Raw genomic sequence first — 25,687 nt, forward strand, 5'->3', positions numbered from 1 at the left:
GGGGGGGCAATGTAGGAACATACATGAAACCCTACTCACACCAGACAGTTACTGGCATATGCAATTTAACATTCCGACGTGTCTTACCCTGTTTCGAGTCGTACTTATTCCCTTCTTTGTCCTGGCGTTTTATCTGCCATTTCAATGGGCTCCTTTTGCTACTGCACTGATCTTTGTGATTGCTGCGGTCACTGACTGGTTTGATGGTTTTTTAGCGCGTCGCTGGAAGCAGACCACGCGTTTTGGCGCGTTCCTCGATCCGGTGGCGGATAAAGTGCTGGTGGCGATTGCGCTGGTGCTGGTGGCTGAGCATTTCCACGCGTGGTGGATTACGCTGCCTGCGGCGACCATGATTGCACGCGAGATTATCATCTCTGCGCTGCGTGAGTGGATGGCGGAAATTGGCAAACGCAGCAGCGTAGCGGTGTCGTGGATCGGCAAAGTGAAAACCACCGCGCAGATGTTCTCGCTGTTCGCTTTGTTGTGGCGTCCTGAAGCCACGGTGGTAGGCGTGGGCGTGGTTGCGCTGTACATCGCCGCGGTGCTGACTTTCTGGTCAATGTTCCAGTATTTGAGCGCCGCGCGCGGCGATTTGCTCGATAGCTGATCGATGCGATTTAAAAAGCAGCAAACGGACGCAGTGTGTGGATAATTATATTGACTCACTGCGTCAGATAAGTAGAATGCATCGCATCGAACAGCAGCGAGCCTGCAAGAAGCTGAGTGAAATCAGTAAGTTCGATGAAGAAATACAGAATCGAGTATTTCAGTTTGTAGCAAGGCAGCAACTGAACGAATCACAGAGAGCTTACTTCAGTAAGTGATCTGTGTGAGTGAAGGAAGCTAAGCAGCAACAAATTGAAAGACGAAGATTATGCGGGAATAGCTCAGTTGGTAGAGCACGACCTTGCCAAGGTCGGGGTCGCGAGTTCGAGTCTCGTTTCCCGCTCCAAATTTAGTAATTCGTATTCAACGGATTACATATCAGATTAAAGGCGCGTTGGCAGAGTGGCCATGCAACGGATTGCAAATCCGTCTACCTCGGTTCGACTCCGGGACGCGCCTCCAATTTACACCCTGCCCGGGTGGTGAAATCGGTAGACACAAGGGATTTAAAATCCCTCGGCTTATGGCTGTGCGGGTTCAAGTCCCGCCCCGGGCACCATATTCGCAGTTGATAAAACGAATAAAATAAAGCAATAAGCAGTAATGTCGTAACCGCCCAAGGGCGGTTTTTTTGTTTTTGTGTATCTGTCTTTACGTGAATCTTCCTGCAAACTGTAATGCTGCGATATCCTTTCTCTCTCAAAATCACTTCTTGCTGACTCAAAACACATCCCTGGCCATATCGTCGCAAATGAGGCTACAAATGCGTATTCATTCATAATTTTTCTTAACTTATGGAAATTGGCATCTGTAACATTGAAAACCGCGTTTCTTGAGTGTAATGTTTCGATTTGTAACGTTTTGTTTAATCATATTCGACATGACTACCAAGGAGTTAGGGTGGAAAACTTTACTGCAAAATTAGCTTCACACGCAAATCATGTAGCAACGATGGGCCAATTCTGTACGACTGAAGAGACAACAAAGCAAGCTCTGATAATGCCTCTTTTAGATATTCTTGGCTTTACACCTTATGATCCTACAAAAGTTAAAGCGGAATATTACGCAGACTTTGTCGGTGTTAAGGCTAATGAGCGAGTGGATTATGCTCTCTTTTGCCAGGGCGTTCCGGTGATGTTTATCGAAGCGAAGGGATTCAACGAACAGATTGAAAATCATTGCCCTCAACTTTCAAGGTATTTCAATTCAACTCCTGAAGTGACAGTTTCGGCAATAACAAATGGTAAAGAATGGCGTTTTTTCACCGATCTAAAACAGAAAAACATCATGGATCATAAACCCTTTCTTACTATTAAAATCGATTCCTTATCTGACTCAGATATTCAGCAACTTTTTAGATTCCGTTACGACAAATTTAAACCAGAAGCATTAAGAACACTTGCCGAAGAGAGTGTATATCTAAGTGCTTTTACTAAAACTATCAGAGCGAGTCTAAGGGATGTCGATAGCGAATTTGTCAGGTATGTTGCTTCAAGATCAAATATTGAGCGGCAGTTAAATCAAAGATTTTTAGATTCGATAACGCCTTTAGTTAAGCTGGCTGTTGAGAAATCTGTAAGTGACATGGTTGTATCGGGTCTTTCCACATCGAAGAAAGAGCTTGCTACGGAGGAAGTAGAAGACGAGCTTCCAGTAGTGCAAGCGAAGCAGCCTGAAAACATAATCGATCCAGACAATCCCAACATCATAACCACAGCTATCGAACTTGATATGTTTGAGAAAGTAAAAAGCATTGTGGGAAGCGAAGCTGATATCAAATATAAAGATACAGAGTCTTATTTTGGAATTCTATTTGAAGGTAAGACAACAAGATGGATAATACGTTTCTACGATAAAAAAAGCTCCTACGTTAACTTCCCTATTGAGCTTAATGATCTGCAAAAAAATGAGATTAAAAGGGCTCGGTTAGAGTTTGATGGGAAACGGTTAACTATTAATGAACCAAGCGATATATTGCGCATATCTGGCGTGATTATGGACTGCTATGAATTTGTTAAAGATGACGATAACTTTAAGCGAGCAAAATTAGAAAGCGAAGTTAGTCAGGAATAACCTGCGTGACATATTGACTAAAAAATCATAGTCACATCCAAATTATCAAAGTGGACGAGTCAGTAAATAACTTAGGTATGCGGAGAATGTGGAGTAACATTCTCCGCAGTTTTAGTAATCATATTCAAGCAGCAAAACGTGGAAAGCCATTAAGATTGTGGTTGTCCAACAGGACCCGCACCTTCGCTGGCGCCTGGCACTGGTTGGTTACTTGGCGCATGTGGACGCCCATCGTCGCCGACCGCGTCACTTTTATGCATACAACCGAAAAGCGAGACCATCGTTAACGTCACCAATACTGCTTTTGCTAAAACTTTCATCTGCTGCTCCTCACAAATGAGCGATTGAGTAACCAATCTCAAAGAGCTCAAAGAATTGATCATGAGGTAAGCAAAGGCAGTGACAGCAGATTACGCAAGCGAAGCGCATTAATAATTTCAAAAAAATCTAAAATCCATTTTTAGTACTAATCTGAAGAAGCAATAACTAATGCGTATTTAAGCGGTGCTTATTAAGTAATGATTTAAAATAAAATCAATTAGTTGTTAACGTGTTACATTTAAATTAATCAAATTTCATTTTTTATCTCAAGTAGCGTTACTTATTTATATAATGCTACATTAATGTTGGTTGTGGATGTTTGATCTTATTGGAATGTGTAAATTTTAATTTTTTCAATAAAGGATATTATTTATGGAGCGTTGGAGACAATATTTTACCCTTAATATGGCTAAAAATTCATATTTCATAGCTACAGGCCTCGGGGTGTTCATTTTCATGATGTACTGTCTAGAGGTGAGGTTTTTCCCATCAAAAGTATCTTTATCAGAAATTATCTTCTTTCTCTCTATAAGTGCCTCATTTTCACTGATTCTCTGCTTTTTTCTCTTAGGCTGGTATTCAGTATCAAGTGTATTTATTTATCTTCTGTTAAGTTTAGTTAAACTCATTGTTGTTCGGCTGAATCCTTTTAATAAGAAAATTAAAAATTACGTAAGGAAATATGAGTTGGTTGCAAATAAATTGCACATCATAAATGCCTTTTCGGCGCATTTTATCATTGCCATTATCACAATGTTGTGTGTGTATAAGCTAGTTACCGATCATGGAGTTTCACTGCCATCAATAATGATATCAATTGGTATTACTACTCTATTTATAGCAATAATCCCTAACGTTTATTTAGATCGACGAGTTAAGAAAGAAAAACGTAATTTCCATGTGGCCTCCATCGCCGCAGTAGTTATCTTCCTTTTTTTTATGCTTTCTGGGCTAACTACGTCACTTATTGATACTACGATGGGAATGATAGGCGTAAGGAAAGAGAATGCTATATATTCTATTAATGGTGCGGAATTAGATATGGCAAGATATCTTACAGGAAATATGAGTCAGTTATACTTTCGCGGTGATGTGATCTTTACAGGTATTGGTGAAAGTTCTTTGGTTACAGTTAATGGTAAAAACGTAATTGTTAACACTGACCATTTAACCATCGCTTATTAGCAGGCTGACATCACAATTGTCCCGGTAAACCAGACAATTGTTGGCAAAATTTTCTTCGATTAGAGAGTACCGCTAAGCACAGCACTTTCCGTAGCGGCGCGATTAATCACGCGATCAATTGCGCCGCTACGATACGTGTTAAAGCTGGTACTGGTTGCACGCCTTAACTGACAAGGATGAGGAGATATCTCTAACTCAAGTTCCCACTCAGCCGCTCGCGGAAATCGCTGCTGCGGTTATCCAGCCCGATAAAGGTAACTTTCGCACCGTGGCGCTGATAGCGATATTCGATGGCATCGAGGGCCGCCACGCTGGACGCGTCCCAAATCTGCGCATGGGTTAAATCGATGGTGACAGCTTTAGGATCGTGGCCGTAATTGAAGTGTTCAAACAAATCATTGCTGCTGCCGAAGAACAGCGGGCCGCGCACGGTGTAATTGACCTGTTCACCGTCGTCGCTCAACCGACGTTCAGCGTGAATCACATGGGCGATGCGGCGCGCAAACAGCATCATTGCCAGAATCACACCAACCAGTACGCCAATCGCCAGGTTGCCGGTCCACACGGTGACCGCCACCGTCAGCACCATCACCAAGGTTTCAGACCACGGCATGCGTTTCAGCGTTGCCGGTTGCAGGCTATGCCAGTTCACGGTTTTCACTGCCACTACCATCATAATACCCGCCAGCACCACCATTGGGATCTGCGCCATAATCTGGCTCAGTCCGGTCACTAATAACAGCAGCACGATACCCGCCGCGATAGTCGAAATACGCGTACGTGCTTTGCCCAGCTCGACGTTAACGATGGTTTGACCAATCATCGCGCAACCGGCGATACCGCCATAAAAGCCCGCCAGAATATTGCCAACGCCGAGCGCCCAGGATTCGCGGCGTTTACCGGAAGGCGTATCAGTGATGTCATCCACCAGTTTGGCGGTCAGCAGCGATTCCATCAGGCCAACAAAGGCGATGCTCAAGGCGGTTGGCCAGATGATTTGCAGCGTGTGCAGATTGATTGGCACCAATAAGGTGGTGAAGCCAGGCAGACCAGCAGTCATTGGCCCTTCATCGCCGACGTTCGGTACACGATAGCCGAGCAGCAACGCGACAGCCGTCACCACCACAATCGCGACCAGCGGTGATGGGACGCTTTTCAGCACTTTCGACAGCAGCAGCACAATCGCCAGCGTCACGGCAAACAGTGCCCATACCAAAGTGGACTGGCCCCAAACGTGCGGGACTTGCGCAAAAAAGATCAGGATGCCTAGGGCGTTGACGAAGCCGATCATCACCGAGCGCGGGATATAGCGCATCATGCGCGACAGTCCAGCGAGTCCAAAAATAATCTGGATAACGCCGCCCATAATCACGGCGGGCAGAATGTATTCGACGCCGTGCGCATGCACCATCGGGCCGATCACCAGCGCCACCGAACCGGCTGCAGCGGTAACCATCGCCGGGCGGCCGCCGAGAATCGACAGCGTCAGGCACAGCACCACCGAGGCCACAAGGCTGACTTTGGGATCGACACCGGCAATCACGGAGAAGGAGATCACTTCAGGGATCAGCGCCAGCGCGGTAATAATGCCGGCCAGACACTCGCGGGTTAGCAGGGCAGGCGAACGTAATACGCGTCCCACGGTGATATCGCTCTCCACCGCAGTGGCGCGCTCAGTTGGTTGGCTCATAGATTGTGCAGGCTCTTTTATTATTGTGCGCATACCGTCGCGGTACGGCAGTAACCAGTTAGAATTTTCGAGAGAGGATGTTACCGGGCAATAAGGTAAGACGCTAGCGCGTTGGGACAGGTGAGGGTGATTCCATCCCTGGAATCCGGCTTTAGACCGCGAGATCGTCAGGTGTTTTATTCACAACCAATTCTAGCAGGTGGCGATAAATATCCAGCTGAATCACATCGCTTTCCATCTCAAGACGGTTAATCAGCGATGTAATAATCGCTTTATTGGAAACCGGCATACCGGCTTGCAGGATTTCGGCGATGATCTGCCCGAAAACTTCCATCTCACTGCTGTCGCTGTTTCCGGCCAGTTTGAAGTAGTCAGCGATGGCAGCGCTACTGTTTGCGGCGTTTTGCATATGTGAAGCCCTTAAGATCGGCCTGATGGCAATGTGCCTTCAGCTCCATGATGAAAAAACGTGCACGCGGACAGGCGCACACCACCCAACTCATCAACCAACGCAAAAAGACACCTCTGAAGGTGGAAATCCACAACACCTTCAGAGGCGACGCAAAGTGCATCATTCGTTACGGAGCCATCAGCTGGCTCGCGGGATGTAAACTTATACAATCTGGAGCAACTTGTACAACTAGGATCTTAAGCAATTTGTGCTAATGCATATTTAACAATGATTTATAATTTGTAATGTTTTCTAAAATCTATACAAACCTATGCAGGAACAGCAGAAATTTCCGCGAGTTGTACAACTGATACAGAAAGCTGGAGATTTTTTGCCGTGCCCACTATGTTTGCTGATGTAAGCGAGGTTTTCATTGGTGAGCGGCTTCGCCTATAATAACGCTCCCGTTTAGTTAGATACCTAACCATTAGGCCACTACGTTTTGAGCGACTATCCGCAACCCTTTTCTCGTTTGCTGCATCTCACCGCGCACGCGTGGCGTTTGGCCGTTGATCGTCGCCTCAAAGAGAGCGGATTAAGTATGAGCAGCTGGATGGCAATTGCCAGCGTGGCTACCGCCGCCGAGCCGCCAACGCAAAAAGCCCTGGCGCAATTGCTCGGTCTTGAAGAGGCCAGCGTCGTGCCCTTGGTCGATCGCCTGGTGAAGCAGCAGCTGTTGGCGCGCGTGCAGCCGCCGGAAGATCGCCGTAAGCGCCTGCTGATTCTGACAGAACAAGGCAGCGTGGCCTTTGCCGAAGTGAAAACCCAGGCCGATGCGCTACGTGCGCAGTTGCTGGCGGATATCGATTCCGAATCGCTGGCGATAACGGAACAGGTGCTGAAACAACTGCTGGCGCGTCTGGGAAGTGTTTAACCGTGGCGAAACGTAATCCTTATGCCCCACGCGAATGGCTGCCACATGAAAAGCCGATGCTGCCGGGCTCGCCCTCAACGCCGCTGCATTCGCCCTCGAAGCGCATCGCGTTTGGCATCATCGGCTTACTGATCTCCCTTACCGGTGCGTTGAGTAACGCGTTGGTCTCTGCCAACCTCACCAATCTGCAAGGCACTTTTGGCGCCTATAGCAATGAAATCGCCTGGCTGCCTGCGGTGTATGTGATGGGCAACATCTCCATCAACCTGTTGTTGGTGAAGTTCCGTCAGCAGTTTGGTCTGCGGCTGTTCACCGAAGCGTTTCTGGTGCTGTATGTGATCGTGGCGTTTTTCCACCTGCTGGCCAACGATCTCAGCTCAGCCATCATTGTGCGCACCGCGCACGGCATGGTCGGCGCGGCGCTGAGCTCGCTCGGCATTTATTACCAGATTCAGGCGTGGCCCGCGAAGCATCGGCTTAAAGCGTTGGTGATCGGTATCACCGCGTCGCAGCTGGCGATTCCGCTGGCACGATTGTTTTCCACCGAATTGCTGCAGCTGCAAGAGTGGCGCGGTTTGTACCTGTTTGAACTCGGTCTGGCGCTGATCTCGCTGGGCTGCGTGCTGGTGGTAAAACTGCCGCCCGGCGACCGCATCAAAGCGTTTGAAAAGATGGATTTCCTCACCTTCATGCTGATGGCGCCGGGCATGGCGCTGCTGTGTGCGGTGCTGTCGCTGGGACGCATCGAATGGTGGTTCAGCACGCCGTGGCTCGGTGTGGCATTGGCGCTGGCGCTGGTATTGATCGTGGCGGCGATTGTCGTCGAACACAATCGCAAGAATCCGTTGATCAACACGCGCTGGCTAAGCAACGGCATGATTGTGCGGCTCGGCATTGTGATGATCATGATGCGTATTCTGCTGGCTGAACAAAACACCGGTGCGGTGGGTTTCCTGCAGCAGTTGGGCTTACTCAACGATCAGATGCGCGGTCTGGCGTTAGCGATCATCGCCGGGGTAATTTGCGGCATGATCGCCAGTGCGTTAACCATCAAACCTACGCATCTGAGCTGGCCGATTGTCGCGTCGCTGGTGGTGATGATCGTCGCCTCACTCATGGATGCGCAATCCAGCCCGCTGACGCGTGCCAACAATCTCTACTTTAGTCAGTTTTTACTCGGCTTTGGCAGCGCCTTCTTCCTCGGGCCCGCCATGCTGCTGGGGATTGGCGGCGTGGTGACGCAGCCGAAAAACCTGGTGAGCTTCTCGGTGCTGTTTGGCATGAGCCAGAACTTAGGCGGCTTGATTGGCGCGGCCATTCTCGGCACATTCCAAACGTGGCGCGAAAAATATCACTCCAGCTTGTTGGGCGATCAGCTGTCGCAGCTCGATCCCAACGTCACCGAACGCCTCAGCCAGTACAGCTCGCTGTTTAGCAGCCAGTTGCCGGATAGCGTGCTACTCAGCGCGCAAAGCAGCAGCCAGCTGCAAACGGTGGCAACACTGCAAGCTAACGTGCTGGCCTATAACGACACCTATCTTCTTACCGCCGCGCTGGCCTTCATCACCTTAATCTGGGTGCTGTATCGCCTGACGCGTTTACGCTATATCAACTGGCGTCAGACCAAAATGAATGCGGCACAACCAGTAACCCCGACGGAGAATTCATGAGCCAACAGGACGACATTCAGGCGGCAGAGCGCGAGCGCACCAACCGCCGACGCATTCTTTCCATCGCCGCTGGCAGCGGCATTGTTATCGTCGGCGTGCTGGTGATTCTGTATGCCTGGCAGCTGTGGCCGTTCACCAGCACCGTTCAGTCGACAGAAAACGCCTACGTGCGCGGCCAGGTGACCTTTATTAGCCCGCAGGTGAATGGCTATCTGACTGAGGTTAACGTGGTGGATTTGCAGCCGGTGACCAAAGGCCAGCTGCTGATGACCATTGACGATCGCATCTACCGTCAGCGCGTGCATCAGGCGCAGGCGCAGTTGGATATGAAAATCGCTGCGCAGAATAATAACCAGCAGCAGCGTAAAAGTGCCGAAGCCAACATTCTCAGCAACAAAGCCGCACTGGAAAATGCCAAAGCGCAGGCGCTGAAAAGCAGCCTCGATCTCAAGCGTGTAGAAAATCTGGCGGCTGACGGCTCGCTGTCGGTACGTGAACGTGACGCTGCGCGCGCGGCGAATGCCCAGGCACAGGCGCAATTGCGTCAGGCGGATGCGCAGGTCGCCGTTTCACAACAGAATCTGCAAACCGTGGTCGTAAATAAGGCTTCACTGCAAGGCGATGTCGCCAGTGCGCAGGCGGCGTTAGAGCTGGCAAACATCGACCTGGCGAATACACGCATCATCGCGCCGGACAGTGGCCAGCTTGGTCAGCTGTCGGTGCGTAAAGGCACTTATGTTACTGCTGGCACGCGTTTGACTTCGGTGGTGCCGGAAAATAAATGGATCATCGCCAATTTCAAAGAAACCCAGCTGGCGCACGTGCGTCCCGGCTTACCGGTGAACATCCGCGTCGATGCGTTAGACGGAAGGCATTACGATGGCCGCGTCGAGTTTATCTCGCCTGCCGCCGGTTCCGAATTCAGCGCTATCTCGCCGGATAACGCCACCGGCAACTTTGTGAAAATTGCCCAGCGTATTCCGGTGCGCATCAAAATTCTTGAAGACGATCTGCACGCGCTGCGTCCTGGCATGTCGGTGGAAGTGAGCATTGATACCGCCGCTGAACCGCACAAGGATGCGCCATGAAGCGCTTACTGTTAGCCACGTGCGTGGCATTAATGGTGGGCGGCTGTGCGACGGAAGTGGATAAAGCGCCGTCATCGTTGCCGATTCCCGATAGCTGGCGTCAGCAGGTTGGCCCGCATGCGCTGCCGGAAGCGCAGTGGTGGCAGAACTTTGGCGATGCCGATCTCAATCGTCTTGTCACGCTGGCGTTGCAGCACAACAGCGATATTCTCACGGCGCGTTCACGCGTGGATCAATACCGTGCCGAATTACGTGCCGCGCAGGGCGATAATTTCCCGACGCTGTCGGCGGGCGTTGCGGCTACGCATCAACGTGCGCTGTCGGCGGCGACCGGTCAGCCCTATGAAAACGCGGTGTTTCAGGGGTTGCTGCAGGCCAACTATGAAGTGGATTTATGGGGCAGCCGCAGCAACAGCATTCGCGCCGCGCAAGCTTCGCTGGATGCGCAGCGTGCCGCCGCGTCTGCCGCTGAGCTCACCGTCGCCAGTTCGGTGGCATCGGGCTATCTTAGCTTGTGCGCACTCGATGAGCAGCTACGCGTCACAGAAGCCACGTTAGCCACGCGCGAAAACTCGCTCAACCTGGCGCAGCGCCAGTTTGAAACTGGCTACACCTCGCGTCTCGAATGGATGCAGGCCGCCTCAGAATATCAAACCGCTAAAGCGCAGATCCCGCAGTTGCAGCATCAGATCGAGCAGCAGGAGAATGCGCTCAGTGTGCTGGTGGGCATGAACCCGCGTGAAATTGCGCGCAGTAGCCAGTTCGACCATATCAAACCGCAAACCTTGCCATCGCTGCTGCCGTCGCAGTTGCTGAATCGCCGGCCGGATATCGTGCAGGCGCAGCGCCAGCTGCTGGCCGCCGACGCGTCACTGGCGTCATCCCAAGCCAAACTGTTGCCGTCGCTTAATCTCACCGCCAGCGGCACCCTGCAAAGCGGTGAACTGCATCAGCTGTTGGATAATCCGTTCCGTTTGTGGAGCATCGGCGGCAGCATTCTGGCACCGCTGCTGAATCGCGAAGCGCTGACTGCTCAGGTTGATGTGGCGATGGCAACGCGCAATCAGGCGCTTTATGGCTATGAGAAAGTGGTGCGCAATGCGTTCTCCGATGTGGATAACGCGCTGGATGCCATTCGCCGCAGTCAGGAGCAGCTTGAAGAGTTGCAGAAGCAGGAAGGTTATGTGGCGGAAGCGTATCGCATTGCGCATAACCGCTATCAAAACGGTTACGCCTCCTATCTCGATGAGCTCGACGCCCAGCGCACGCTGTTCAGCACGCAGCTCAATATCGTGTCAGTGAAAAATACGCTGCTGCTGGCACAAATCGATCTTTATCGTTCGCTCGGTGGCGGCTGGCAGGATTAAACATCATGCGACAAGGCCATTTTTCGGTAGAAATTCAGCCGTAAAACGGCCTGCGTCTGGTTTTAAGTCGGCGATAAACGATTCTTAAGTGATTCATGCTTCTTTTTACTTGTCTTTACAAATAATGTTATTATCCGCCCGCTTTACACAGTCTGAACGGAACAGTGTTGGTAAGTTTACCAGCGCGGTCGCTCACCCAGGCGGCTTGCAAAGACAGGGGAAGAAAAGGAAATGATGAATAAAAAAATCGGTTTTGCGTTGTTCGTTACTGCGGTCCTGTTAACCGGCTGTGCACCGCGTACCGCGCCTATCCAGAATGTGAGCCAGACCGTGGGTCAGAGCTACTCGGATGAGCAAATGAAACAAGCTATCGTCCAGGCGGGTGCCGCTAACCATTGGGTGATGACGCCCGCCGGTCCGGGCGTGATGAATGGTCACCTGGCTGAGCGCGGACATACCGCGGATATTCGCGTGAACTACACCGCGAACAGCTATCAAATCCAGTATGTCAGCAGCCAGAATCTGAAAGCAGGCAGCGGTCAGATTCACCGCAACTACAATCGCTGGATTCAGAACTTGAGCCAGGGTATTCAAACGCGTCTGGCGGTTGAAGCCGCTAAATAAGCGCGAAGCGTGATTGCTGACATAATGTTGTAAAGTTAGCCGACACGCTGCCGAAATAGAAACAGGCGGGCCATGTGCCCGCCTTGTTAATCGGCGACATCCGCATGGGATGACGTGTATTGAGAGCAAGGAAGGGATGCCGCGCAGCGTAAATCTGACCATCCCTGAGGCTGAAGAAAGAATACAGGTATGAAACTCGCTTACTCCCTTGTTGACTGGCATGCCATTGCGCCGGGCAACAGCACCGCAGAAGAGTGGCAACGTTGGGCGCAACAGGCACCGGCGTTAGATGCCACGCAACCTATTGCGAAACCCCAATTTTTGCCGATGATGACCGCGCGTCGTCTCAGTCCAGGCAGCCGTGCGGCGGTTGAGTGCGGGCTGGCGCTATTGGCGCGGCAAAGCGTGGACGCCATCGTCTTCACCAGTCGCCACGGCGAACTGGAACGCAATCTGCGCATTCTCACCGCGCTGGCGGAACAGCAGGCGCTGTCGCCGACCGATTTCGCCATGTCGGTCCACAACTCTGCAGTAGGCAGTTTGACCATCGCTGCGCGTCAGCCGCTGGTTTCATCCTCGATTTCGGCCGGTATCGATAGCTTCCAGCAAGGATTGATTGAAGTGGCAACGCTGCATCATGCGGGTTACGCGCAGGTGCTGCTGGTGGATTTTGACGGCGTAGTGCCGGATTACTATCGCCCGTGGCTACCGGAAATCGATCGCTTTAATGCACCCTACGCGGTGGCGCTGCTGCTGCGCGCGGGCGAGACGTGGCGCTGCGAAGCGCAAGCGGGCAAACCCGCCGACACGCACAACGTTCTGCCGCAAAGTCTGCAATTCCTGGCGGCGATGTTGCACAACACGCCAGCTTTTAACGTGGCTGGCGAACGTCATCAGTGGCACTGGGAGCATCAGCATGGTGGATAATTCGCTGGCGCAGGCGCGTCCTGGTTTCAACTATTACTGGCGGCTGGTGATGACAGCCGTCAGCTTCACGCTGTTCAGCGTCGGCGGCCTGTTGCTGTCGCTGATCGGGTTTAATCTGCTGTTACTGGTGCAGCGCGATGGCCTGCGTCGTCGCCACATCGCCCGCAGCAGCATCGCGTGGAGCTTCCGCTGCTTCCTGCGTTTCTGCCGTTTCGTCGGCGTGTACGATTACCAGATCATTGGTGCAGAACAGCTGCGTCAGGATCGCGGCTGCCTGATCGTCGCCAACCATCCGTCATTGATCGATTACGTGATGATCGCGTCGGTGCTGCCGGAGATGGATTGCCTGGTAAAAGCCGAGCTGCAGCACAACATTTTCTTCCGTGGCGTGATTCGCGCCGCCGATTACCTGATTAACAGCGAAGCCGATACGCTGCTGCCAGACAGCCAACAGCGGCTGGCGCGCGGCGATACCATACTGATTTTTCCTGAAGGGACGCGCACCCGTTATGGCGAGCCGCTGAAGTTACAACGCGGTGCTGCCAACATTGCGGTGCGCGCTGGCTGCGATCTGCGCGTGATACACATTAGCTGCACCGAGCGCATGCTCGATAAGCAAAGCCGCTGGTATCAGATTCCGCTGGTTAAACCGATTTTTACTGTACGCGTACAATCGCGTATTGCCAGCCACGCCTTTAGTGAAGCCGAAGAGGATGCGCAGCCGCTGGCCGCACGTCGTCTGACGCGTCATCTGCAACAGGCGCTGGTGCCTGACGAGACCAACTAAGTTATGCAAGTACTGATTAACGACATCAAACAGATGATTATCGACACGCTGAATCTGGAAGATATCAGCCCTGACGACATCGAAACCGACGCGCCGTTGTTTGGCGAGGGGCTGGGCCTCGATTCAATCGATGCGCTGGAGCTGGGACTGGCGGTGAAAAATCGCTTCGGCGTACAGCTCTCAGCCGAGAGTGAAACGCTGCGCGCGCACTTTTTTTCCGTGGCTACCCTGGCCGCGTTTGTTGAACAACAGCAAGCCTGAGAACAGCCAACATGATGAACAAAGACGAAATTTACCAGGAAGTGGCTTCGCTGCTCACCTCGCTGTTTGAAATTGAGCCAGACGATATTCGCCCGGACGCCCGCCTGTATGAAGACCTCGAGCTGGATAGCATCGATGCAGTCGATATGGTGGTGCATCTGCAAAAGCGTACTGGCCGCAAAATCAAACCGGAAACCTTCCGCGCGGTGCGTACCGTGCAGGACGTGGTGGATGCCGTCGACCAACTGATGCGCGACGAAGCCTGATCGTATGCTGCTGCGGCTGCTAAACGGCGTGGCGCTGCTGGCGTGGCCGTTTCTGGTGTGGTTGACCATCACCCAGCCACAGTGGCGCGGCGTGACGGTTCTGCTGGCGCTGCTGTTTGTGCTGCGCGTCTGGACGCTGCGCCGTGCCGCCGGGCCGATGGCGCGCGTGATGCTGCTGCTGGCACTGGTCGGCAGCGCGTTATGCCTCGCCAGTCTGCTGCTGCGATCGCAACATCTGCTGTTGTGGTATCCGCTGGTGGTCAATACGCTGATGCTGCTGCTGTTTGGCGGGTCATTGTGGAGCCCCATGCCGCTGGTTGAGCGGCTGGCGCGGCTGCGCGAACCGGATCTGCCACCGCGCGCGGTGCGTTATACCCGCCGCGTGACGCAAGTGTGGTGCGGCTTTTTCATCTTCAACGGCAGCGTGGCGTTGCTCACCTGCCTGCTCAATGATGTCACGCTTTGGACACTCTGGAACGGGTGCATCAGCTATTTGCTGATGGGCACGCTGATGGGCGGCGAATGGCTGCTGCGTCAGCGCATAAGGAAACAGGCATGAACCTACATAGCCTTCGCGACTGGCTCAGCGCGCCGGATCGCATGGTGGCCTGGCACGGCCAACAGCAATATACGCTGCACACTTTGCGTCAGCAGGTGCAGGCGCTGGTCGATCGGCTGCAAAACCAACCCGGCCAATATTGGGCGCTGTGCTTTGATAACAGCTATGCCTTCACCGCCGCGCTGCTGGCGCTGTGGCATGCCGGTAAAACGCCGGTGATCCCCGGACACAGTCGCGCGGCGCAGTTGGAAGAGATGGCCGACAGCCTCGATGGCGTGATCAGCGATATGCCGCTGGCGGTCTCGCTGCCGCAGTTGCGCTGGGACGACGCACTGGCGAGCGGTGCGTTACCGCCGATCGCCGCCGATGCCTCGCTGGTGCTGTTCACGTCCGGTTCAACTGGCACGCCGCGTCGCGTGGTGAAATCGCTGCGCGCGCTGGATCTTGAAGCTTGCTGGCTCAACACCTTGTGGGGCGCACGCTTACGTGATTGCCATGTGATTGCCTCCGTCAGCCATCAGCATCTGTATGGCCTGAGTTTTCGCATCGTGTTGCCGATGGCGCTGGGTTTACCCTTCGCCGCGCAGCAAATTTTCTACAGCGAACAGCTGGCCGATCAATCAAGCGATCGTCGCTACGCGTTTATTAGCAGCCCGGCGTTTTTGCGTCGTCTCGATCCTGCGTTAGCCGGGCCGCGCTGTGAGCTGATCGTCTCCGCCGGTGGCGCATTGCCGTGGACGGCGGCGCAGCATGCGCAACAGGCGCTAAGCTGCACGGTTGATGAAATTTATGGCAGTACCGAAACCGGCGTGATTGGCTGGCGCTGCGCCCGCGAGGAGAACGCGCTGTGGCACTGTTTCCCGCAGATTACGTTGCGTGAGCAGGAAGCTGGACGCTGGCGGGTGTTTTCCGCTTTGCTGGAAACCGATGCCGGTTGCGCGCTCGACGATCGTATCGTGCAGCATCCGTCCGGGCAGTTTCAGCTGGCGGGGAGGCAGGATCGCGTGGTGAAGATTGAGGATAAGCGCGTCTCGCTAAGTGAGATTGAACGCCGCCTGCTGGCGCTGCCCGGTGTGGACGATGCCGCCGCGCTGGCAATTCAGCGTCACGGTCGTCACGCGATTGGCGTGGTGCTGGCGCTGCCTGAGATGCTGGATGCGGCGGCGCTGCATCAGCTAAAAATGGAGTGGAAACGCGCGCTGCAACCCTGGCTGGAGCCGGTGGCGATGCCGCGCTACTGGCGCGTGGTGACAACCATTCCTGTCACCGCACAGAGTAAACGCGCCTGGCCACAAATTGAGGAGTTGTTTGATGTTGCCGGTTGAACTGCATGCCGAACAGCAGGGCGATGCACTGACATTGCGCCTGCACGTTGCCGCCGATCTGTTTTGGTTTCGCGGCCATTTCCCAACGCTGCCGATTCTGCCCGGTGTGGCGCAACTTGACTGGGCGCTGCATTATGGCCTGACGCGGTTAGCTGTCGGGAAATCCTTTGCTGCCATCGACAATATTAAGTTCCAGCAGCCGGTGCCGCCGGATGCCGAACTGCAATTACAGCTGCAGTGGCAGGCAGATAAATCGCTACTCAGTTTCAGCTACAGCCTGATCAACGGCGACGTGGCAACGATCGCCAGCAGCGGGAAGATCCGCCTGTGTTAAGCCCTGACTTCACGCCCTGCATACTGATTCCCTGCTATAACCACGGCGCAATGCTGGCGTCGGTGCTGGCGCGGCTGGCACCATTTAACTTGCCGGTGATTCTGGTGGATGACGGCAGCGATACCATCACCAAACAGCAGATTGCAGCGCTGGATGCGCCACAGTTGCAGGTGCTGACGCTGCCGCATAATCAGGGCAAAGGCGCGGCGGTGATTGCCGGTTTGCGCGCGGCGGCGGCGGCGGGTTATAGCCACGCGCTGCAGCTCGATGCCGATGGACAACATCAGGTGGAAGATACGCCGCGCATGCTAGCCGAAGCGCAGCGTTATCCGCACAGCCTGATCTCCGGTCAGCCGCTTTACGACGCCTCGATTCCCAAATCGCGCCTGTATGGCCGCTACATTACCCATTTCTGGGTGTGGGTGGAAACGCTGTCGTTTTCGCTGAAAGACAGCATGTGCGGCTTCCGCGTCTATCCGCTCGCAGCGTCGCTGGCGTTGTGCGATCGACTCCCGATTGGGCAGCGCATGGATTTCGACACTGAAATCATGGTGCGTCTTTATTGGCAGGGCACGCCAAGCCGTTTTATCACCACCCGCGTAACCTATCCGGCCAGCGGCGTGTCGCACTTTGACGCGCTGCGTGACAACCTGCGCATCTCATGGATGCACACGCGTCTGTTCTTCGGCATGTTGCCGCGCATCCCGCAATTACTGCGCCAGCGTGGCGATGCGCAGCACTGGTCGGCGACGCCGGAAAGGCGCGGGCAGAGCGGTTTGCGCTTTATGCTGTGGCTCTATCGTCGTGCTGGGCGCTTACCCTTTATCTTACTGCTGTGGCCGGTGGTGGCGGTTTACTGGCTAACTGGACGCACTGCGCGCGCCGCTTCGCAGCAGTGGCTGACGCGCGTGCAGGCGGTGGCGCAACAGCAGAATATCGCGCTGCCTGCGCCGCTCAACAGCTATCGTCACTTCCTGCGTTTCGGTTACAGCATGCTGGATAAAGTCGCCAGCTGGCGCGGCGATCTACAATGGGGACGCGACATCGATTTCGCGCCCGGTGCCGAAGCCACCATTCGCGCCGCCGAAGGCAAAGGCCATTTGATTCTCGCTTCACATCTCGGTGATATCGAAGCCTGTCGCGCGATGGCCAAACAGGTCAGCGGATTGGTGATTAACGCGCTGGTGTTTACCGATAATGCGCAGCGCTTCCGCGAGGTGCTGGAGAGCATTGCGCCACAGGCGGGCGTGAATCTGATGCCGGTCACCGATATCGGCCCGGATACCGCCATTTTGCTGCAGCAAAAACTGGATGCCGGTGAATGGGTGGCGATTGTTGGCGATCGCACCGCCGTGCATCGCCAGCGTGGCGGCGAACGTCGCGTGGTGTGGAGCGAGTTTATGGGCCAGCGCGCGCCGTTTCCGCAGGGACCGTTTGTGCTGGCGGCGGCGTTACGCTGTCCGGTGCTGCTGATGTTTGCCCTGCGTGAACAGGGCCGTTTGCGGGTGCATTGCGAAGCCTTTGCCGATCCGCTCTCGCTGCCGCGCGCGCAGCGCCAGCAGGCGTTACAAGCCACCGTTGATCGCTATGCCGAACGGCTACAACAGCACGCGCTGATGGCGCCGCTGGACTGGTTTAACTTTTACGATTTCTGGACGTTGCCCGAGGAGAAAAGCCGCGATGAGTGAACGCATCTACCGCGCTGAGGTGGACATTACCGTGTCGTTTCACGACTGCGATCCGATGGGCGTGGTGTGGCACGGCAACTATTTCCGCTTTTTTGAAGTGGCGCGCGAAGCCTTGCTGCGCAGCGTCAATTACAGCTACAGCGAAATGGCCGCCAGCGGCTACGTCTGGCCGGTGGTGGATACCCACGTGAAATACCGCCAGCCGCTGCGCTGCGAAGAGGTGGTGCGCGTCGCCGCCAGTATCAGCGAATACGAAAACCGCTTGCGCATCGATTACGTGATCCGCAACGCGGCGGGGCAGGTGACCACCAAAGCCCACACGCTGCAGGTGGCGGTAAATGCGACCACGCAGGAGATGTGTTTTGTCTCGCCCGATATTCTGTTTGAACGCCTGGGAGTGAAACCGTGATCAGAATCCTTTGTCTGCTGCTGCTGGTGATCTGTGCCAACGCCAGCGCGGTTACGCTCGAGCAGCTGCAACAGCGCTTCGCCAGCCAACCGGTGATCCGCGCCAATTTTGTTCAGGTGCGCACCATTGCTGGCATGGCGCAGCCGCTAGTGTCACGCGGTCAGCTATTGATCGCCCAGCAGCAGGGTTTGTGGTGGCAGCAAGCCACGCCGTTCCCGCTGATGCTGATCCTCGATGATAAGCGCATGGTGCAGAGCATGAGCGGCCAGCCGCCGCAGGTGATCACTGCCGACAGCAATCCGCAGATGTTCCAGTTCAACCATCTGTTGCGCGCGCTGTTCCAGGCAGATGAAAAGGTACTGCGCGAGAACTTTGCGCTCGATTTCCACGATCTGGGCAACCACCGCTGGCAGCTTGGCCTGACGCCGAAAGCCGCGCCGTTAAATAAGATCTTTAACCGTATCGATCTGCAGGGCGAAGCCTTCCTCAACCGCATCACGCTGGATGACAAGCAGGGCGATAAAACCGAGATCACCCTCAGCGCTACCCGCACCGAACCTAAACAGTTAACCGATGAAGAGCGAGCCCGTTTTGCCCCAGCGCAGTGAGAAAACCGTTGCGCTGCTGTGGCTGGCGGTGTGCCTGACGTTAGCGCTGGTGCTGGCGGTGTTGCTGCCGCGCAGCCAGCTGAACAGCAGCGTGCTGGCGTTATTGCCGCAGCAGAACCTCGGCCAGGCACCGGCTGAGATCCAGCACGGCTTTATGCAGCGCCTCGATCGTCAACTGGTGTGGCTGGTGAGCGCCAACGATCAAGACGGCGATGCGGTCGCGGCCTGGTGGCAAGCGCAGCTGCAAGCTTTGCCGATGCTGAAACAGGTCAGCGGCGCGCTGGATGACGACCAGATGCAGCGTTGGGGCGCCTATGCGTTTCAGCATCGCAACGGTTTGATCGATCCGGCCACGCGCGCGCGCTTGCAGAACGGCGGCGGCGCGCAGGCTGACTGGATACTGGCGCAGCTGTTCTCGGCCTTCGCGGGCGTCGGCAGCAAAGAGATCGGCAACGATCCGTTGCTGCTGGTGCGCGGCGCGCAATTAGCGTTGCAGCAGAGTGCCAACAAAATGCTGCTGCATAACGGTTGGCTGACGGTCAACGATGCGCAGCAGCGCCGCTGGTATTTCCTGCACGGTGAACTGGCGAGCAATGCTTTCAGTATCAAAGAGAGCCATCAGCTGGTGACCGCACTCAATCAGCTGGAGCAACAGCTGAAAACCCGCTGGCCGGATGCGCAGCTGCTGACGCGCGGCACGGTGCTGTTCAGTGACAATGCCAGCCAGCGCGCGCAGCATGATGTCGAAACCCTCGGCAGTGCGACGTTAGCGGGATTGCTGCTGCTGGTGTGGCTGGTCTTTCGCTCATTACGGCCGTTGGCGCTGTGCGCATTGTCGGTGGCGATTGGCGCGATGGCGGGCACGGTGCTAACGCTGCTCTGTTTTGGTGAGCTGCATCTCACCACGTTAGTGATGAGCCTCAGCATTGTCGGTATCTCCGCCGATTATACGCTTTACTACCTGACGGAACGCATGGTGCACGGCGAGCAAGCCACGCCATGGCAAAGCTTGCATAAGGTGCGCGGCACGCTGCTGCTGGCGCTGGGTACCACGGCGATTGCCTGGCTACTGATGCTGCTGGCACCGTTCCCCGGCTTGCGTCAGCTGGCGGTGTTTGCTGCCAGCGGATTGAGCGCGTCCTGCCTGACGGTGATCTGTTTTTATCCGTGGCTGGTGCGCGGTTTACCGGTGCGACCGATTCCGGCGATGGTGTGGCTGGCGCGCTGGCTGGCCGCGTGGCGGCGCAATAACGGGCTGAAGCGCGGCTTACCGGCGCTGGTGGCGATCTATGCGCTGAGCGGCATGCTACAACTCAAAGTCGATGATGATATTGCGCATCTGCAAAGCGCACCGGCGCAACTGTTAGCGCAGGATCGTCAGCTGGCGCAGCTGACCGGTCAGCAGGCCGATCAAACCTGGTTTGTGGTGTGGGGCGATGATGAACAGCAAGCGCTGCAGCGGCTGAGCGCGCTGGCGCCGCAGCTACAGCAGGCGCAGCAGCAAGGCTGGCTTGCGAGTTATCGCGTGCTGCCGCTCAGTTCGCTGGCGCAGCAGCAGCAGGATGTAGCGCTGCTACAGCAGGCCGCACCCACCATTCTGGACCGACTGAAGCAGGCGGGCATCACGGTGGCGAATGCCAATCTCAACGCCATGCCGGTGATCGCCGCCGACTGGCTGGCGAGCCCGCTGAGTGAAGGTTGGCGGCTGCTGTGGCTGTCGCTGCCGGACGGACGCAGCAGCGTGCTGGTGCCGATCGGCGGCGTTAAAAACAGTGCCGCGCTGCAGCAGCTGGCATCCCAGCAAGCGGGCGTCAGCTGGGTTGATCGCAAGGCCAACTATGATGAACTGTTCCGCTTCTGGCGCACGCTGCTGAGCGGATTGCTGGCGCTGGCGTTATTGCTGATTACCGCCAGCTACATGCTGCGACTGGGCGTGAAAGCCGGCCTGCGCAGCGCGCTGCCGTCGTGGCTGTCGCTGGCGGCGGCGCTGGCGACCTTGGGCTGGATCGGCGCGAGCCTCAATCTGTTTGCCTTGCTGGCGCTGATTCTGGTGCTGGGCATCGGCATCAACTACACGCTGTTCTTCAGCAATCCGCGCGGCACGCCGTTAACCTCGATGCTGGCGGTGACGCTGGCGATGATGACCACGCTGTTAACGCTCGGCATGCTGGTGTTCAGCAGCACCGCCGCAATCAGCGGTTTCGGTACCGTGTTATGCAGCGGGATTTTTTGTGCATTCTTGCTGGCGCCGTTGGCGCTGGCTCCGGGGAAAAGGAAGCAACGATGAAAATGGGCATTTTGCTGCTGTTGAGCCTGCTGGTCAGCGGCTGCGCGCAGCATCAGAGCGATCTCAATCGACCGAGTGCGTGGCTGAAACCGGGCGTGCGCGTCACGCTGCCAGCGCCGGGAATTTCACCGGCGTTTCAGCAGCAGCAGTTGCTGACCGGCCACGCCAAAGGCAAAACCCAGTCGCTGCTGGTGCTACTGAGCGCCGATTCGCAACAGCTGAGCCTCGCCGGTTTGTCATCGCTTGGCATTCGCCTGTTCCGCGTCACCTATGATAAAAACGGCATTCACACGCAGCAGATGATGGCGCTGCCGGAAATGCCGCCCGCCAGTCAGGTGCTGGCGGATGTGATGCTCAGCCACTGGCCGATCAGCGCATGGCAGCCGCAGTTGCCGCGTGGCTGGACGTTGACCGACATCGACGATCGACGCGAGCTGCGCGATCCTTCTGGCAAAGTGGTGACGCTGATTCGCTATCTGCAGCGCGGCGAGTTGCGTGAGCCGATCAGCATCGACCAACGCGCCTTTGGCTATCAGATTCAAATCCAACATCTGGATGCCTCATCATGATCTACCTCTCCGCCTTTGGCATGGTGAATGCGCTGGGCAATAACCTGGCGCAGATTGCCGCGCAGCTGCAAGCCGCTGAAGCGCCGGGCATGCAGCCGCGCGACGGCTGGCTGCAAGATGGCAAACGCTGCTGGCTGGGCGAAGTGCAGGGCGCGTTGCCGCCAATTCCTGCCGCGCTGGCAGCGCATAACACCCGCAACAATCAGCTGTTGCTGGCTGCGCTGGCGCAGATACGCCCGGCAGTGGATGCGGCCATCGCACAACATGGCCGCGAGCGCGTGGCGATTGTGCTCGGCACCAGCACCTCCGGCGTCGATGAAGGCGATCGTCAGGTAGATGACGCATTGCCGGGCTACGATTACCGCATGCAGGAGCTTGGCGATCCGTCGCGTTTCCTGGCGCACTATTTAGAACTGGATGGTCCGGCTTACACCATTTCGACTGCCTGTTCCTCCAGCGCGCGCGCGATCATCAGCGGCCAACGTTTGATCGATGCCGGATTAGCGGACGTGGCGCTGGTGGGCGGCGCGGATTCGCTGAGCCGCATGCCGATTAACGGCTTCGCCAGCCTGGATTCGCTCTCTGAGCGTCACTGCGCGCCGTTCAGCGCCGATCGCGACGGCATTTCGATTGGCGAAGCTGCCGCGCTGCTGCTGCTGACGCGCGAACAGCAGCCGCTGGCGCTGCTCGGTTGTGGTGAATCCTCGGACGCGTGGCACATGTCGGCGCCGCATCCGGAAGGCATCGGTGCCGAGCGCGCTATGCTGATGGCGCTGCAACAGGCAGGTTTACAGCCGCAGGATGTCGGCTACATCAACCTGCACGGCACCGCTACGCCGCTGAACGATCAGGTGGAATCGGCGGTGATTCATCGCCTGTTTGGCGACCGCGTGCCGTGCAGCTCAACCAAACACCTTACCGGCCACACGCTGGGCGCGGCGGGCGCGACCGAAGCGGCTTTGGCTGTACTGATTCTGCAGCAGAATCTGCCGCTGCCGCCGCAGGATTTCTCGCAGTTGGCACGTGATACCTCGCTGCCGGAATGCGGTTTGATCACCGCGCCGCAGCCATTGGCGCTTCCGGTGATTGCTTCAAATTCGTTTGCTTTTGGCGGGAACAATACCTGCCTGATTGTAGGAAAGCCTCATGAGTGATTTTCTGCCGGTTCATGCTTATCTGCCGCATCGCGCGCCGATGCTGCTGCTGGATCGCGTCATCCAGGTGACGGACGACAGCGTGATCTGCGAAGTCAGTATCAACGCGACAGGCGTGCTGGCCCCTTTTCTCACCGCACAGGGCGATTTACCGGCGTGGTACGGCGTGGAGATCATGGCGCAGACCGTTGGCGTCTGGTCGGGCTTTCATGCGCGTCAGCGCGGCGACAGTGAGATTCGTCCCGGCATGCTGCTTGGCGGACGCGGTTATCGTGCCAGCAGCGCCGCTTTCGCCGCCAACAGCACGCTGCGCGTCGAAATGCGTCTGCTGATGCGTGACGACCGCTTGGGCAGCTTCGAAGGGGAGATCCGCTGCGGCGAGGCGATCATCGCCAGCGGGCGGCTGAATACCTATCAGCCCAATGAACACGAGTTAATTCAATTGCAACAAGGAGTTCAGCCATGACACGCAGCGTTTTAGTGACCGGCGCAAGTAAAGGTATTGGCCGCGCCATCGCATTGCGTCTGGCGCAGGATGGCTTTGAGATTGTGGTGCATTATCACCGCGACAGCGCCGGAGCAGCGCAGACGCTGGCAGAGATGGTGGCGGCGGGCGGATGTGGGCGCACCTTGCAGTTTGACGTGGCGCAGCGCGATGCCACACGCAACGCACTCGAACAGGACATTGCTGCGCACGGCGCCTATTACGGCGTAGTGAGCAATGCGGGCATCACGCGCGATGCGGCGTTTCCGGCGCTCACCGATGATGAGTGGGACAGCGTGATCCACACCAATCTCGACAGCTTCTACAACGTGATTCATCCGTGCGTGATGCCGATGATTGGCCTGCGCAAGGGCGGACGCATTATTACGCTCTCTTCGGTATCGGGGATCATGGGCAATCGCGGCCAGGTCAACTACAGTGCGGCCAAAGCCGGTATTATCGGTGCCACCAAAGCGCTGGCGATTGAGCTGGCGAAACGCAAAATTACCGTGAACTGCATCGCCCCTGGCTTAATTGATACCGGCATGACCGATCTTGAGCCGCTGGTGATTGATGAAGCAATGAAGCTGATTCCGATGAAGCGCATGGGCGCGGCAGATGAAGTCGCCGGACTGGCCAGCTACTTAATGTCGGACATCGCGGGCTACGTCACACGTCAGGTGATTTCAATCAATGGAGGTATGCTGTGATTCAGCGTGTAGTGGTAACCGGCATGGGCGGCGTGACCGCTTTTGGTGAGAGCTGGAGCGCGGTGGCTGAGCGGATCAAACAGGGCAAAAATGCGGTGCGTCATATGCCGGAATGGCAGGTTTACGACGGCTTGCACACGCTGCTCGGCGCGCCGGTGGACGACTTCACGCCGCCCGCGCATTACACGCGCAAACGCATTCGCTCGATGGGGCGCGTTTCACTGATGGCGACGCGCGCCACGGAACTCGCGCTGGAGCAGGCCGGTTTGATCGACCATCCGGTGCTGACCAATGGTGAAACCGGCATTGCTTATGGTTCCTCAACCGGCAGCACCGGCCCGGTGAGTGAGTTCGCCACCATGCTGACGGAAAAGCACACCAACAACATCACCGGCACCACTTACGTGCAGATGATGCCGCACACCACTGCCGTGAATGCGGGCCTGTTCTTCGGCCTGCGCGGCCGGGTGATTCCGACGTCCAGCGCCTGTACGTCGGGCAGCCAGGCGATTGGGTATGCGTGGGAAGCGATTCGCCACGGTTATCAAACCGTGATGGTGGCGGGTGGCGCGGAAGAGTTGTGTCCATCCGAAGCAGCGGTGTTCGATACGCTGTTCGCCACCAGCCAGCGCAACGACGCGCCGCACACCTCGCCCGCACCGTTTGACCAGCAGCGCGATGGTTTAGTGATTGGCGAAGGCGCGGGCACTTTGATTCTCGAATCGCTGGAACATGCGCAGGCGCGCGGTGCCACCATTTATGCGGAGCTGGTAGGTTTTCACACCAACTGCGACGCCGCGCATATCACTCAGCCGCAGCGTGAAACCATGCAGATTTGTATCGAGCGTGCGCTGAGAACCGCCGGTGTCACGGCGGAACAGATCGGCTATATCAACGCCCACGGCACCGCCACCGACCGCGGCGATATCGCCGAAAGCCAAGCCACCGCGGCGATTTATGGCAACAGCACGCCAATCTCTTCGCTGAAAAGCTACTTTGGTCATACGCTGGGCGCGTGCGGGGCGCTGGAAGCCTGGATGAGCATTGAGATGATGCGCGAAGGCTGGTTTGCGCCGACGCTGAATCTGTCGCAACCGGCAGCGGAATGCGGTGAACTTGATTACATCATCGGCGAAGCACGTCAGATTGAGACGGATTACATTCAATCTAATAATTTTGCGTTTGGCGGTATTAATACTTCGCTGGTGTTTAAACGCTGGCGCGATGGCTGATAGCAGGTCGCTATGAATGGCGCTTGTTAGTTAAGTCCGCGACGAGCGCATGCCGGATGCGCTTTTGGTCCGGCGGTCCTCGCGCCGCTTACGCGGTACCTTCACTTCGCTCGTTTGCCTGACGGACCGGCGGAGACG

28 protein-coding genes and 3 tRNA genes are annotated in these 25,687 nt (G+C 55.9%); 27 read left to right on the forward strand and 4 right to left on the reverse strand.

All coding sequences use genetic code 11. The features are described 5' to 3' along the window. Window positions 1-58: 58 nt before the first annotated feature. From pgsA to NQH49_RS07295, 4 genes are all read left to right on the forward strand, one after another. The gene (gene pgsA, locus NQH49_RS07280) at window positions 59-607 is read left to right on the forward strand and encodes a CDP-diacylglycerol--glycerol-3-phosphate 3-phosphatidyltransferase (protein WP_008102316.1); all 549 of its coding nucleotides are present in this window, start codon (window positions 59-61) and stop codon (window positions 605-607) included. Window positions 608-876: 269 nt separating this feature from the next. Next, window positions 877-952 (forward strand) — tRNA-Gly (locus NQH49_RS07285). 42 nt (window positions 953-994) lie between these two features. Further along, window positions 995-1,068, forward strand: a tRNA-Cys gene (locus NQH49_RS07290). Window positions 1,069-1,079: 11 nt separating this feature from the next. Then, a tRNA-Leu gene (locus NQH49_RS07295) sits at window positions 1,080-1,165 on the forward strand. On the opposite strand, the gene NQH49_RS07300 is transcribed toward NQH49_RS07295, so the two are convergent. Continuing rightward, window positions 1,128-1,385 (reverse strand): hypothetical protein, encoded by a 258-nt coding sequence (locus NQH49_RS07300; RefSeq protein ID WP_256696144.1) that lies wholly within the window; start codon window positions 1,383-1,385, stop codon window positions 1,128-1,130. The two genes, NQH49_RS07295 and NQH49_RS07300, sit on opposite strands and share 38 nt — an antisense overlap. Window positions 1,386-1,506: 121 nt before the next feature. Between NQH49_RS07300 and NQH49_RS07305 the strand changes: the two genes are divergently transcribed. Continuing rightward, window positions 1,507-2,679 carry a type I restriction endonuclease gene (locus NQH49_RS07305; protein WP_256696145.1) on the forward strand — a complete coding sequence of 391 codons (1,173 nt, stop codon included), beginning with the start codon at window positions 1,507-1,509 and terminating at the stop codon, window positions 2,677-2,679. Window positions 2,680-2,828: 149 nt separating this feature from the next. On the opposite strand, the gene NQH49_RS07310 is transcribed toward NQH49_RS07305, so the two are convergent. Further along, window positions 2,829-2,999 carry a hypothetical protein gene (locus tag NQH49_RS07310; RefSeq protein WP_256696146.1) on the reverse strand — a complete coding sequence of 57 codons (171 nt, stop codon included), beginning with the start codon at window positions 2,997-2,999 and terminating at the stop codon, window positions 2,829-2,831. Between the two features lie 373 nt (window positions 3,000-3,372). On the opposite strand from NQH49_RS07310, the gene NQH49_RS07315 reads away from it, so the two are divergent. Then, window positions 3,373-4,185, forward strand: coding sequence for a hypothetical protein (locus NQH49_RS07315; RefSeq protein WP_256696147.1), 813 nt, complete (start codon window positions 3,373-3,375; stop codon window positions 4,183-4,185). Between the two features lie 190 nt (window positions 4,186-4,375). On the opposite strand, the gene NQH49_RS07320 is transcribed toward NQH49_RS07315, so the two are convergent. Then, entirely contained in the window at window positions 4,376-5,875 is a 1,500-nt protein-coding gene (locus NQH49_RS07320; RefSeq protein ID WP_256696148.1) for a SulP family inorganic anion transporter, read from the reverse strand. Window positions 5,876-6,026: 151 nt separating this feature from the next. Then, window positions 6,027-6,284 carry a biofilm/acid-resistance regulator YmgB/AriR gene (locus NQH49_RS07325; protein ID WP_256696149.1) on the reverse strand — a complete coding sequence of 86 codons (258 nt, stop codon included), beginning with the start codon at window positions 6,282-6,284 and terminating at the stop codon, window positions 6,027-6,029. Between the two features lie 484 nt (window positions 6,285-6,768). Between NQH49_RS07325 and NQH49_RS07330 the strand changes: the two genes are divergently transcribed. From NQH49_RS07330 to NQH49_RS07430, 21 genes are all read left to right on the forward strand, one after another. Beyond that, the gene (locus NQH49_RS07330) at window positions 6,769-7,200 is read left to right on the forward strand and encodes a MarR family winged helix-turn-helix transcriptional regulator (protein WP_256696150.1); all 432 of its coding nucleotides are present in this window, start codon (window positions 6,769-6,771) and stop codon (window positions 7,198-7,200) included. Window positions 7,201-7,202: 2 nt separating this feature from the next. Further along, window positions 7,203-8,870 (forward strand): MFS transporter, encoded by a 1,668-nt coding sequence (locus tag NQH49_RS07335; protein ID WP_256696151.1) that lies wholly within the window; start codon window positions 7,203-7,205, stop codon window positions 8,868-8,870. Next, the gene (locus NQH49_RS07340) at window positions 8,867-9,958 is read left to right on the forward strand and encodes an HlyD family secretion protein (RefSeq protein ID WP_256696152.1); all 1,092 of its coding nucleotides are present in this window, start codon (window positions 8,867-8,869) and stop codon (window positions 9,956-9,958) included. The genes NQH49_RS07335 and NQH49_RS07340 overlap by 4 nt, the downstream gene beginning before the upstream one ends. Further along, entirely contained in the window at window positions 9,955-11,325 is a 1,371-nt protein-coding gene (locus NQH49_RS07345; RefSeq protein ID WP_256696153.1) for an efflux transporter outer membrane subunit, read from the forward strand. Before NQH49_RS07340 ends, NQH49_RS07345 begins: the two co-directional genes overlap by 4 nt. A gap of 234 nt (window positions 11,326-11,559) precedes the next feature. Next, entirely contained in the window at window positions 11,560-11,949 is a 390-nt protein-coding gene (locus NQH49_RS07350) for a hypothetical protein (protein ID WP_256698393.1), read from the forward strand. A 189-nt stretch (window positions 11,950-12,138) separates the two neighbouring features. Then, a complete protein-coding gene (locus NQH49_RS07355) occupies window positions 12,139-12,876 on the forward strand; it encodes a beta-ketoacyl synthase chain length factor (protein ID WP_256696154.1) in 738 nt (245 codons plus the stop codon). Continuing rightward, window positions 12,866-13,663: a lysophospholipid acyltransferase family protein gene (locus NQH49_RS07360; RefSeq protein WP_256696155.1), complete on the forward strand. Its 798-nt coding sequence runs from the start codon at window positions 12,866-12,868 to the stop codon at window positions 13,661-13,663. The genes NQH49_RS07355 and NQH49_RS07360 overlap by 11 nt, the downstream gene beginning before the upstream one ends. A 3-nt stretch (window positions 13,664-13,666) precedes the next feature. Beyond that, window positions 13,667-13,924 carry a phosphopantetheine-binding protein gene (locus tag NQH49_RS07365; protein WP_007887282.1) on the forward strand — a complete coding sequence of 86 codons (258 nt, stop codon included), beginning with the start codon at window positions 13,667-13,669 and terminating at the stop codon, window positions 13,922-13,924. Between the two features lie 11 nt (window positions 13,925-13,935). Continuing rightward, entirely contained in the window at window positions 13,936-14,190 is a 255-nt protein-coding gene (locus tag NQH49_RS07370; protein ID WP_256696156.1) for an acyl carrier protein, read from the forward strand. Between the two features lie 4 nt (window positions 14,191-14,194). Further along, window positions 14,195-14,749 carry a COG4648 family protein gene (locus NQH49_RS07375; RefSeq protein ID WP_256696157.1) on the forward strand — a complete coding sequence of 185 codons (555 nt, stop codon included), beginning with the start codon at window positions 14,195-14,197 and terminating at the stop codon, window positions 14,747-14,749. Beyond that, window positions 14,746-16,074, forward strand: coding sequence for an AMP-binding protein (locus NQH49_RS07380; protein WP_256696158.1), 1,329 nt, complete (start codon window positions 14,746-14,748; stop codon window positions 16,072-16,074). The genes NQH49_RS07375 and NQH49_RS07380 overlap by 4 nt, the downstream gene beginning before the upstream one ends. Next, window positions 16,061-16,408, forward strand: a complete 348-nt coding sequence (locus NQH49_RS07385; RefSeq protein WP_008102287.1) for an ApeI family dehydratase — start codon at window positions 16,061-16,063, stop codon at window positions 16,406-16,408. The genes NQH49_RS07380 and NQH49_RS07385 overlap by 14 nt, the downstream gene beginning before the upstream one ends. Then, window positions 16,402-18,096 (forward strand): glycosyltransferase family 2 protein, encoded by a 1,695-nt coding sequence (locus NQH49_RS07390; RefSeq protein ID WP_256696159.1) that lies wholly within the window; start codon window positions 16,402-16,404, stop codon window positions 18,094-18,096. Before NQH49_RS07385 ends, NQH49_RS07390 begins: the two co-directional genes overlap by 7 nt. Continuing rightward, window positions 18,089-18,505 (forward strand): acyl-CoA thioesterase, encoded by a 417-nt coding sequence (locus tag NQH49_RS07395; RefSeq protein WP_256696160.1) that lies wholly within the window; start codon window positions 18,089-18,091, stop codon window positions 18,503-18,505. Before NQH49_RS07390 ends, NQH49_RS07395 begins: the two co-directional genes overlap by 8 nt. Continuing rightward, on the forward strand, window positions 18,505-19,113 hold the full coding sequence (locus NQH49_RS07400; RefSeq protein ID WP_372340031.1) for an outer membrane lipoprotein carrier protein LolA: 609 nt from the start codon (window positions 18,505-18,507) through the stop codon (window positions 19,111-19,113). Before NQH49_RS07395 ends, NQH49_RS07400 begins: the two co-directional genes overlap by 1 nt. Continuing rightward, window positions 19,079-21,400 carry an MMPL family transporter gene (locus NQH49_RS07405; RefSeq protein ID WP_256696162.1) on the forward strand — a complete coding sequence of 774 codons (2,322 nt, stop codon included), beginning with the start codon at window positions 19,079-19,081 and terminating at the stop codon, window positions 21,398-21,400. Before NQH49_RS07400 ends, NQH49_RS07405 begins: the two co-directional genes overlap by 35 nt. Then, a complete protein-coding gene (locus NQH49_RS07410) occupies window positions 21,397-21,969 on the forward strand; it encodes a DUF3261 domain-containing protein (RefSeq protein WP_154192213.1) in 573 nt (190 codons plus the stop codon). The genes NQH49_RS07405 and NQH49_RS07410 overlap by 4 nt, the downstream gene beginning before the upstream one ends. After that, entirely contained in the window at window positions 21,966-23,123 is a 1,158-nt protein-coding gene (locus tag NQH49_RS07415; protein ID WP_256696163.1) for a beta-ketoacyl-[acyl-carrier-protein] synthase family protein, read from the forward strand. The genes NQH49_RS07410 and NQH49_RS07415 overlap by 4 nt, the downstream gene beginning before the upstream one ends. Beyond that, a complete protein-coding gene (locus tag NQH49_RS07420; protein ID WP_256696164.1) occupies window positions 23,116-23,589 on the forward strand; it encodes a hotdog family protein in 474 nt (157 codons plus the stop codon). Before NQH49_RS07415 ends, NQH49_RS07420 begins: the two co-directional genes overlap by 8 nt. Further along, window positions 23,586-24,317 carry a 3-ketoacyl-ACP reductase FabG2 gene (locus NQH49_RS07425; protein ID WP_256696165.1) on the forward strand — a complete coding sequence of 244 codons (732 nt, stop codon included), beginning with the start codon at window positions 23,586-23,588 and terminating at the stop codon, window positions 24,315-24,317. Before NQH49_RS07420 ends, NQH49_RS07425 begins: the two co-directional genes overlap by 4 nt. After that, window positions 24,314-25,549, forward strand: coding sequence for a beta-ketoacyl-ACP synthase (locus NQH49_RS07430; protein WP_256696166.1), 1,236 nt, complete (start codon window positions 24,314-24,316; stop codon window positions 25,547-25,549). The genes NQH49_RS07425 and NQH49_RS07430 overlap by 4 nt, the downstream gene beginning before the upstream one ends. Window positions 25,550-25,687: the final 138 nt, after the last annotated feature.

Source organism: Pantoea trifolii (assembly GCF_024506435.1).
GTDB classification, from domain to species: Bacteria; Pseudomonadota; Gammaproteobacteria; order Enterobacterales; family Enterobacteriaceae; genus Pantoea; species Pantoea trifolii.

What these genes read in the sequence shown, in the direction of transcription:
- pgsA (WP_008102316.1), top strand. Translation starts at nt 59, where the DNA reads ATGCAATTTAACATTCCGACGTGTCTTACCCTGTTTCGAGTCGTACTT.
- NQH49_RS07300 (WP_256696144.1), bottom strand. Translation starts at nt 1,385, where the DNA reads ATGAATGAATACGCATTTGTAGCCTCATTTGCGACGATATGGCCAGGG.
- NQH49_RS07310 (WP_256696146.1), bottom strand. Translation starts at nt 2,999, where the DNA reads ATGAAAGTTTTAGCAAAAGCAGTATTGGTGACGTTAACGATGGTCTCG.
- NQH49_RS07315 (WP_256696147.1), top strand. Translation starts at nt 3,373, where the DNA reads ATGGAGCGTTGGAGACAATATTTTACCCTTAATATGGCTAAAAATTCA.
- NQH49_RS07320 (WP_256696148.1), bottom strand. Translation starts at nt 5,875, where the DNA reads ATGAGCCAACCAACTGAGCGCGCCACTGCGGTGGAGAGCGATATCACC.
- NQH49_RS07325 (WP_256696149.1), bottom strand. Translation starts at nt 6,284, where the DNA reads ATGCAAAACGCCGCAAACAGTAGCGCTGCCATCGCTGACTACTTCAAA.
- NQH49_RS07340 (WP_256696152.1), top strand. Translation starts at nt 8,867, where the DNA reads ATGAGCCAACAGGACGACATTCAGGCGGCAGAGCGCGAGCGCACCAAC.
- NQH49_RS07345 (WP_256696153.1), top strand. Translation starts at nt 9,955, where the DNA reads ATGAAGCGCTTACTGTTAGCCACGTGCGTGGCATTAATGGTGGGCGGC.
- NQH49_RS07350 (WP_256698393.1), top strand. Translation starts at nt 11,560, where the DNA reads ATGAATAAAAAAATCGGTTTTGCGTTGTTCGTTACTGCGGTCCTGTTA.
- NQH49_RS07355 (WP_256696154.1), top strand. Translation starts at nt 12,139, where the DNA reads ATGAAACTCGCTTACTCCCTTGTTGACTGGCATGCCATTGCGCCGGGC.
- NQH49_RS07360 (WP_256696155.1), top strand. Translation starts at nt 12,866, where the DNA reads ATGGTGGATAATTCGCTGGCGCAGGCGCGTCCTGGTTTCAACTATTAC.
- NQH49_RS07365 (WP_007887282.1), top strand. Translation starts at nt 13,667, where the DNA reads ATGCAAGTACTGATTAACGACATCAAACAGATGATTATCGACACGCTG.
- NQH49_RS07370 (WP_256696156.1), top strand. Translation starts at nt 13,936, where the DNA reads ATGATGAACAAAGACGAAATTTACCAGGAAGTGGCTTCGCTGCTCACC.
- NQH49_RS07375 (WP_256696157.1), top strand. Translation starts at nt 14,195, where the DNA reads ATGCTGCTGCGGCTGCTAAACGGCGTGGCGCTGCTGGCGTGGCCGTTT.
- NQH49_RS07380 (WP_256696158.1), top strand. Translation starts at nt 14,746, where the DNA reads ATGAACCTACATAGCCTTCGCGACTGGCTCAGCGCGCCGGATCGCATG.
- NQH49_RS07385 (WP_008102287.1), top strand. Translation starts at nt 16,061, where the DNA reads ATGTTGCCGGTTGAACTGCATGCCGAACAGCAGGGCGATGCACTGACA.
- NQH49_RS07395 (WP_256696160.1), top strand. Translation starts at nt 18,089, where the DNA reads ATGAGTGAACGCATCTACCGCGCTGAGGTGGACATTACCGTGTCGTTT.
- NQH49_RS07405 (WP_256696162.1), top strand. Translation starts at nt 19,079, where the DNA reads ATGAAGAGCGAGCCCGTTTTGCCCCAGCGCAGTGAGAAAACCGTTGCG.
- NQH49_RS07410 (WP_154192213.1), top strand. Translation starts at nt 21,397, where the DNA reads ATGAAAATGGGCATTTTGCTGCTGTTGAGCCTGCTGGTCAGCGGCTGC.
- NQH49_RS07415 (WP_256696163.1), top strand. Translation starts at nt 21,966, where the DNA reads ATGATCTACCTCTCCGCCTTTGGCATGGTGAATGCGCTGGGCAATAAC.
- NQH49_RS07420 (WP_256696164.1), top strand. Translation starts at nt 23,116, where the DNA reads ATGAGTGATTTTCTGCCGGTTCATGCTTATCTGCCGCATCGCGCGCCG.
- NQH49_RS07425 (WP_256696165.1), top strand. Translation starts at nt 23,586, where the DNA reads ATGACACGCAGCGTTTTAGTGACCGGCGCAAGTAAAGGTATTGGCCGC.